This is a genomic window from Melaminivora alkalimesophila, assembly GCF_000282995.1.
GTDB classification, from domain to species: Bacteria; Pseudomonadota; Gammaproteobacteria; order Burkholderiales; family Burkholderiaceae_C; genus Melaminivora; species Melaminivora alkalimesophila.
Genome location: NZ_ALEE01000130.1, coordinates 1 through 6,232, shown reverse-complemented (window position 1 = coordinate 6,232; position 6,232 = coordinate 1). Strand labels below are relative to the sequence as shown.

General features: G+C 72.0%; 4 protein-coding genes. 3 read left to right on the top strand and 1 reads right to left on the bottom strand.

Annotated elements, in window-relative coordinates; genetic code table 11:
* On the top strand, positions 1-1,158 hold a 1,158-nt coding region (locus A612_RS01895; protein WP_019372922.1), incomplete at its 5' end, for a protein-disulfide reductase DsbD family protein.
* Between the two features lie 30 nt (positions 1,159-1,188).
* Here A612_RS01895 and A612_RS01890 read toward each other — a convergent pair.
* The gene (locus tag A612_RS01890) at positions 1,189-2,349 is read right to left on the bottom strand and encodes an ABC transporter substrate-binding protein (RefSeq protein WP_081501069.1); all 1,161 of its coding nucleotides are present in this window, start codon (positions 2,347-2,349) and stop codon (positions 1,189-1,191) included.
* Positions 2,350-2,549: 200 nt separating this feature from the next.
* On the opposite strand from A612_RS01890, the gene hemE reads away from it, so the two are divergent.
* Together hemE and priA are read left to right on the top strand one after the other, a co-directional pair.
* Entirely contained in the window at positions 2,550-3,680 is a 1,131-nt protein-coding gene (hemE, locus tag A612_RS01885) for a uroporphyrinogen decarboxylase (RefSeq protein ID WP_040435624.1), read from the top strand.
* A 586-nt stretch (positions 3,681-4,266) separates the two neighbouring features.
* Positions 4,267-6,232: replication restart helicase PriA (gene priA, locus A612_RS01880; protein ID WP_019372919.1), on the top strand; the 1,966-nt coding region annotated here is incomplete at its 3' end.

Genomic DNA, 6,232 nt, shown 5'->3' with positions numbered 1-6,232 from the left:
GTGCTGGCCGTGAAGGTGGTGGGCTTTGCGCGCCACGGGCAGGACCTGCGGGCGCAGCGCGTCGGCGGGCTGGCCTACGCCGCGGGCGTGGTGCTGTCCTTCCTGCTGCTGGGCGCGCTGATGCTGGCGCTGCGCGCCGCGGGCGAGGCGGTGGGCTGGGGCTTTCAGCTGCAGTCGCCGGCCGTGGTGGCGCTGCTGGCGGCGCTCTTCACGCTGATCGGGTTGAACCTGGCGGGGGTGTTCGAGTTCGGGCGCATGCTGCCCTCCTCGGTGGCCGGCCTGCAGGCGCGCCATCCGGTGGCGGACGCCTTCCTCACCGGCGTGCTGGCGGTGGCCGTGGCCTCGCCCTGCACGGCGCCCTTCATGGGGGCGTCGCTCGGCCTGACGGCCACGCTGCCGGCGGCGCAGGCGCTGTCCATCTTCGCCGCGCTCGGCGTGGGCCTGGCGCTGCCCTACGTGCTGGCGGCGTGGCTGCCCGCGGTGGCGCGCGCCCTGCCGCGCCCAGGGGCGTGGATGGAAACATTGCGCCGGCTGCTGGCCTTCCCGATGTTCGCCACCGTGGTCTGGCTGGTGTGGGTGCTGGGCCAGCAGGTGGGCATCGACGGGGTGGCGGCGCTGCTGGCGCTGCTGGTGCTGCTGGCGCTCGCGGTGTGGGCGCTCACCCTGCGCGGGCGCACGCGCGCCGTGCTCGCTCCGCTGGCGGTGGCAGCCGGCGCCTGGGCGGCCTGGGCCTGGACGCCGGTCGTGACGGAGCCGGAGGCAGCTCCGGTACTGGTGGCCCAAAGCAACTCCACAGTCGACGATGCACCCGCCGGCATCGGCCAGTGGCAACCCTGGAGCGCCGACCTGCCGGGCCGGATTCTCGCTTCCGGCCGGCCGGTGTTCGTGGACTACACGGCCGCCTGGTGCGTGACCTGCCAGTACAACAAGCAGACCACCCTCGCCGACCCCGAGGTGCTGCAGGACTTTGCCGACCGCGGCGTGGCGCTGCTGCGCGCCGACTGGACGCGGCGCGACCCGGCCATCACGGCCTCGCTGGCCGAGCTGGGGCGCAGCGGCGTGCCGGTGTACGTACTGCACGCCCCGGGGCGCGCACCGGTGGTGTTCAGCGAGATCCTGGGGCGCGGCGAACTGCGGGCCGCGCTGGCGGCGCTGTAGCGCAGGCGCCGCCCGGCAGCCTCGCCAGCCCTAGCGGGTCAGGCGCCCGTCGCGGCCCATCATCAGGAGGTCGACGAACTTGCCGGAGCTGTGCTCCGTGGGAGACAGTTCCACGGCGAATCCGCCGAAATTCGTCTGGATCGACTCCATGGCCTGCGCCAGGCTGGCGCGCGTCGGCCGGGCGCCGGCGCGCTGCAGCGCCTCGACCAGGAATTTGGCCGACAGGAAGCCGTCCATGTGGCTGAAGGTGTATTCGGTCAGCCCCTGGGCCCGGGCCAGTGCCTGGAACTCCCGCACCAGCGGCAGGCTGGCGTTCCACGGCGAGGGCACCACCTGCGAGACGATCACGCCGCGCGCGCGCTCGCCCAGCCCCTCCACCAGCTGCACGTTGCTGATCACCGACAACACGTAGAAGGAAGTGGGATGACCGGCTGCCTGGTAGGCGGCGATGAAGTCCACGCTCGGCTTGCCGGCACTGATGACGATGATCGCCTGCGGATTGTGCTGCGCGACCGCTGCCACCGCCCCGGCCATGCCCGCACCATCGACCCGCAGGGGCGCCGTGGCCACCAGGTTCACGCCGTGCTTTCGGACCGACTGCTCCACCGCCGCCAGCCCGCCGGTACCGAAGGGATTGTCCAGGTACACGGCCGCCACGCGCTGCATGCCCATGGACGCCTGGTGGCGGACCATGGCATCGAGCTCGGTGGCGTAGCCGGCCTTGATGTTGAAGACCCAGCGCAGCGATTTCTCCCGCAGTGCCTCGGAACCGGTGAAGGGCGCGACCAGCGGCACGCCGCGCTCCTCGGCAAGCTTCATGCCGGCCAGGGCCGGGGGCGTTCCGGCGTACTGGAACAGCGCCAGCACCTTGTCCCGGTCGATCAGCTGGCGGGTGTTGGCCTCGGCCCTGGCCGGGTCGTAGGCATCGTCCAGCGCGAGCACGCGGATCTTGCGGCCGCGCACTCCGCCCTGAGCGTTGATGTGGTCGAAATACAGGCTCGCGCCCTGGCGGACCTCGCGCGTGATGCCCTCCAGCGGCCCCGTGAGCTGGCACGACTGGCCGATCAGGATTTCCGCATCCGTCACACCCAGACCCTCCTGGGCGTGAGCGCCCGGGGAAAACAGCCCGGCCGCCAAGGCCAGGCAGGCGCTCAGGAAGGGCAGGGCCAGGGTTCGCAGCCTGTCTCTCATGGGATTTGTCCTCTCTACGGGGTTGGGGCAGCAACAACACTGCCATCATGGTTTTGAGTTGGGGCAGCATATTACCGACCGGGCGGACGAAAAACCACCGATCCCGGCCCCGCTTAATCCACATCAACGGGCGCGCAGCCGCGCTCGCTTGCCGCGGTCTCCCTCGTGGCCTTCGGCGCGCGCTGCGACAATCGGCGCCCATGACTACCGCTTCCTCCTCTTTCGCCCCGTTGCAAAACGACACCTTCCTGCGCGCCTGCCGGCGCCAAGCGACGGAGTACACGCCGCTGTGGCTGATGCGCCAGGCGGGCCGCTACCTGCCCGAGTACAAGGCGACGCGCGCACGCGCCGGCAGCTTCATGGGGCTGGCAACCCACGTGGACTACGCCACCGAGGTCACGCTGCAGCCCCTGGAGCGCTTCGCGCTGGATGCCTCGATCCTGTTCTCCGACATCCTCACCGTGCCCGACGCCATGGGCCTGGAACTGTCCTTCGCGGAAGGGGAAGGCCCGCGCTTCGCCCATCCGGTGCGCGAGGAGGCGGACGTGGCGCGCCTGGCGGTGCCCGACATGGACAGGCTGCGCTACGTGTTCGACGCCGTGACCAGCATCCGCCGGGCGCTGGCCGGGCGCGTGCCGCTGATCGGCTTCTCCGGCAGCCCCTGGACGCTGGCCTGCTACATGGTCGAGGGCCGGGGCTCGCAGGACTACCGGCTGGTCAAGAGCATGATGTATGCGCGCCCCGACCTGATGCACCGCATCCTCGCGGTGAACGCCGAGGCGGTGGCCACCTACCTGAATGCGCAGATCGACGCCGGCGCCCAGGCGGTGATGGTGTTCGACAGCTGGGGCGGCGTGCTGGCCGACGGCTGCTTCCAGGAGTTCAGCCTGGCCTACACGCGCCAGGTGCTCGCCGGGCTGAAGCGCACCGGACCGGACGGCCAGGACGTGCCACGCATCGTCTTCACCAAGGGCGGCGGCCTGTGGCTGGCCGACATGGACAGCGCACTCGACTGCGAGGTGCTGGGCGTGGACTGGACCGTGAACCTGGGGCGCGCGCGCGCCCTGGTGGGCGGCACGGCGGGCGGGCCGGGCAAGGCGCTGCAGGGCAACCTCGACCCGAACGTGCTGTTCGCCTCCCCGGAGGCCGTGGCCGCCCAGGCGCGTGCCGTGCTCGACAGCTTCGGACGGCCCCACACCGACCCGTCGACCACCGGCCCGACGCACATCTTCAACCTCGGCCACGGCATCAGCCAGTTCACGCCGCCGGAGCACGTGACGGCGCTGGTGGAGGCCGTGCACAGCCACTCGCGCGCGCTGCGCCGCGGCTGAGCGGCCGCTGCCGGCCGCCCCAGGCCCCAGTTGTGCACATTTTCCAGGCGCGGCGGGGCTGCGGACGGCAGGCCGGTGTTGGCGAGGGACTTCCCGCCCGGCGCCGCTGCACTTCGCCTAAGTCCTTGATTCACAAGGAACACGCGCGGATGCCGTTTTGCTGTGCATTCCGTGCAAAGCCGCGAGCGACAAGGGCTTGGCGGCTTTTCCCGGGGGTTGCCCACAAAGTTATCCACAGAAATTCTGGACTAACCGACAAAGACTTGCAAAATCAACGACTTGCCTGACAAACTGCAGCCTGCTTCCCGATTTGTTCGCATTGGCTTACCACGAAATGCCACCGCCACAGGCCTTGACAAGCGAGTTGTTCACATGTTTGGACGAGCGGGCGCAGGCCCGGCGCAGGGCTCTGGCGCTCGGGGCGCTTTTTTGCGGCGCAGCAAAGTGCTTGATTCATAACGGACTTTTGCTGCAGAAACTGGAAATTCGATAGCACGACAGCGCCTGCCGGCCGGCCCCCGCGGGGATCGCCGGCGCGCTTTCCACAAAGTTGTCCACAGGTCGGCACGGACGTCGGCCCCTTCCCATGAACACACCCGCCGAGCCTCCGAGCCACCTGCTGTCCATTGCCGTCAGCACGCCGGCGCACTCCGCCCTCGGCGACCTGCTCAGCTACGCGAGCGCGGCGCCGCTGCCGCCCGGGACGCTGGTGCGCGTGCCGCTGGGCAGCCGCGAGGTGCTCGGCGTCGTGTGGGATGCCCCGCCGGACGGTGGCGCGCCCCTGCCGGAGGGCGTCGCTCCGCGCGCCATCGCCGGCGTGCTCGAAGGCCTGGCGCCGCTCGATGCACCCTGGCGGCGCCTGGTGCAGTTCGCGGCGCGCTACTACCAGCGCTCCGTGGGCGAGGTCGCCTTGGCGGCCCTGCCGCCGCAGCTGCGCGAACTCGGCCCCGAGCAGCTGGCGCGGCGCCTGCGCCGGGCGCCTGCGCCCTCCAGCCCCGCCACCGCCGCCCCGGAGGTCGTCCCCAGCCCCGAGCAGGCGCACGCCATGGCCGCCATCGAAGCCGGCCCGGGGCCGTTCCTGCTGTTCGGCAGCACCGGCAGCGGCAAGACCGAGGTCTACCTGCACTGCATCGCCCGGGCGCTGGCCGCCGATCCGGCCGCCCAGGCGCTGGTGCTGGTGCCGGAGATCAACCTCACGCCCCAGCTGGAGGCGCGGGTGCGTGCGCGCTTCGCGCCGCTGTACGGCGAGGCCGCCGTGGTCAGCCTGCACAGCGGCATGACCGGGCCGCAGCGGCTGCGCAGCTGGCTGGCGGCGCACGCGGGCCAGGCGCGCATCGTGCTCGGCACGCGCATGGCGGTCTTTGCCAGCCTGCCCGGCCTGGCGCTGATCGTGGTGGACGAGGAGCACGATCCCAGCTACAAACAGCAGGAAGGCGCGCGCTACCACGCCCGCGACCTGGCCCTGTGGCGCGGCCACGACCAGGGCGCCCGGGTGATCCTCGGCAGCGCCACGCCCTCGCTGGAGAGTTGGCACGCCAGCAGCCCGGCCACACCCGGCGACGCGCGCAGCGGCCGCTACCAGCGCCTGTCCATGCCCAGCCGCATCGGCGCCGGCGAACTGCCGCAGGTGCGCATCGTGGACATGGGCCAGCAGCCGCGCGGCAGTGCCTTCTCGCCGCCGCTGCTGGCCGCCATCACCGAGCGCGTGCAACGCGGCGAGCAATGCCTGGTGCTGCTCAACCGGCGCGGCTTCGCGCCCGTGCTGCACTGCCACGCCTGCGGCTGGAAGAGCGACTGTCCACACTGCAGCGCGCACCAGGTGTTCCACAAGAGCGACCGCACGCTGCGCTGCCACCACTGCGGCGCCACCAGCCGCGTGCCGCGCGCCTGCCCGTCCTGCGGGAACCTGGACATCACGCCCATCGGGCGCGGCACCGAGCAGCTGGAGGAGCAGCTCGGCAGCCTGCTGCGCAACGTGGTCGTCGGCCCGCAGGGCCGCGCCGCGCGGGTGGCGCGCATCGACGCCGACACCACGCGCGCCAAGGGTGCGCTGGAGGAACAGCTGGCGCACGTGCACGCCGGCGAGGTGGATGTGCTGGTGGGCACGCAGATGGTCGCCAAGGGGCACGATTTCCGGCGCATCACCCTGGTCGCGGCGGTGCAGCCCGACGGCGCGCTGTTTTCCAGCGATTTCCGCGCGCCCGAACGCCTGTTCGCCCTGCTGCTGCAGGCCGCCGGCCGCGCCGGGCGCGACGCGCACTACGTCGCGGCGCAGGGCAGCCCGCCCGAGATGTGGATCCAGACCTGGCACCCCGACCACCCGGTCTATGCCGCGCTGCGCCGCCACGACTGGCCGTCCTTTGCCGACCAGCAGCTCGCCGAGCGCGCCGGCGCCGGCATGCCGCCCTTTGCCTGGCAGGCGCTGGTGCGCGCCGACGCCAGCACCCAGGAGGCAGCGCAGGGCTTCCTCACCGCCGCCTGCGAGGCGGCGCGTGCCGCCGGCCTGCCCGGGGGCGAGCAGGTGCACCTCTACCCGCCGGTGCCGCTGGCGG